Origin of the sequence: Microbacterium sp. (assembly GCF_041909575.1) — a bacterium.
In the GTDB taxonomy this organism is placed as follows: Bacteria; Actinomycetota; Actinomycetes; order Actinomycetales; family Microbacteriaceae; genus Microbacterium.
The window spans coordinates 1-1840 of record NZ_JAYRDE010000197.1; the positions used below are offsets into that span (position 1 = coordinate 1).

The window sequence follows — 1840 nt, forward strand, 5'->3', positions numbered from 1 at the left end:
CGGCCGCTCGCACCCGCGGTGCGGGCGGCGTTCGACCGGGTGGCCGTCGCCGGTGCGGTGGTCGTGCCCCTGCCGACCTCGCGGGCCGCCTACCGGCGGCGCGGATTCCGCGTCCCCGACCTGCTCGCGGCGCGCGCGGGCCTGCCGGTCACGCGCCTGCTGACGATCGCGCGCCGCACGGGCGACCAGCGGGGACTCGCCCGCGACGCCCGCCGCGCGAACGTCGCGCTGAGCCTGGTCTCGCGACCGGCGGCGGGTCGCCGCGTCGTCGTGCTCGACGACGTCGTGACGACGGGGGCGAGTCTCGAGGAGGCCGTTCGGGCGCTGCGGGATGCCGGCGCCGACGTGGTCGGAGCGGTCACCGCGGCGGCGACCGCGCTCCGTGCGAACGGGAGGGGGACGCCCGGCGACGCATTCGAAACTCACAGGTGACACCTGACCGGGTCGGGGCTACCGTGGGGGGACAAGGCGACTGAAGGTCCGCCCTTGGCCGGGTGGACCGGAACAAGGAGGTCAGGGATGGAAACCAGCATCGTCGGCGTGGGAGTGGGTATCACAGATCGCTTCCGCTCGGTCGTCGAAGACAAGGCCGCCCGCATCGAACACCTCGCTCCGCGCGCTCAGCGTGTGGACGTCAAGGTCACTCATCGCGCGTATCACAACGGACGCGTGGAGGACGACACAGTCGAACTGACGCTCACCGGAAAGGGCCCGATCGTCCGGGCCGAGGCCACCGACGGTGACAAGTTCACCGCGCTCGACCTCGCGGTCGACAAGCTGTGCGAACAGCTGCGCCGCGCCAAGGACAAGCGCGTGGACGCCCGCAACCACCCGCGCGGCGCCAAGCTCGACAAGGGCAGCGGCGCCATCCAGGGGATCGACGTGCAACCGGCATCCGTCGACGTGCTCCGTGCCGTCGCGACCGGGGAGATCCCCATCATCACGGGCAACGAGGAAGAAGACGGCTACACGCCCGTCGTCATCCGCACGAAGGAGTTCGATCCGGAGTGGATGTCGGTCGAAGAGGCCGTGGACCGCATGGAGCTGGTCGGGCACGACTTCTTCCTGTTCGTCAACGCCAGCAACGACCACCCCAGCGTCGTCTACCGCCGCAAGGGCTGGGACTACGGTGTGATCTCGCTCACGACCCAGACCGCCCCCGAGGCCGTCGCGTCGTAGCGGAGCGGATGCCCCGGCCCGCGGGTCGGGGCATCCCTCTGTCCGCCCGCCGCCGCGCGGCGTTGCGTTTGCTGCTAGGTGCGCGCTTCGCCGCAAGGTGCGCGGTTGCACCTGTGCCGCATGCGAGCACGTGTGCCCGCGGCATCCGTCAGTCGATGAAGCCGTCGAGGATGCTGCCGATGACCAGGCCGCCGAGGATGCCGCCCATGAGGTCGCCGCCGCCGCGGCGGCCGCCGCCCCACCCCTGCTGCGGCCCGCCCCACTGGTCGGGGCCGCCCTGAGGGCGCGAGGAGTCGATGTCGCGCTGCGCGAGCTGCAGCGCCTCGCCGGCGAGGAACGCGACCCGGCGGGCCATCGCCATCGCCTGCTCGCGATGGTCTTCGTCGATGGTCGTCGCCGCGCTCGCCGACGTGCCGAGGTAGCGATCCAAGTCGATGCGGATGCGCTCGGCCTCGGCCAGGCGTGTGCGGGCGTCGGCGCCGATCCAGCCGCGGTGGCCGGCGATCACGTCGCGGGCGACGGCGAGCTGGCGGTCTCCGTCGTCGATCGCGTGGCGCACGTGCTCGAGCGGGGGAATGGGGCGGGCCGCGCGCTCGCGCGCTTTGGCGATGGCCTCGTCGAGGGCGGAGTTGGCGGTGCGCAGGCGCGTGAGCAGCGTGAA

Annotated in this window: 2 protein-coding genes and 1 pseudogene; 2 read left to right on the forward strand and 1 reads right to left on the reverse strand. The window is 72.5% G+C overall.

Translation table 11 applies throughout. The features are described 5' to 3' along the window. Together ACE3O1_RS15530 and hpf are read left to right on the forward strand one after the other, a co-directional pair. Nucleotides 1-432 (forward strand): phosphoribosyltransferase family protein (locus tag ACE3O1_RS15530; RefSeq protein ID WP_374316593.1); only part of this gene is annotated, 432 nt, incomplete at its 5' end. A gap of 87 nt (nucleotides 433-519) precedes the next feature. Next, a complete protein-coding gene (gene hpf / locus ACE3O1_RS15535) occupies nucleotides 520-1179 on the forward strand; it encodes a ribosome hibernation-promoting factor, HPF/YfiA family (protein ID WP_374316595.1) in 660 nt (219 codons plus the stop codon). Between the two features lie 148 nt (nucleotides 1180-1327). Here the strand turns inward: hpf and ACE3O1_RS15540 are convergent. Continuing rightward, nucleotides 1328-1840 (reverse strand): annotated as a pseudogene (locus ACE3O1_RS15540) (hypothetical protein); the annotation flags it as partial.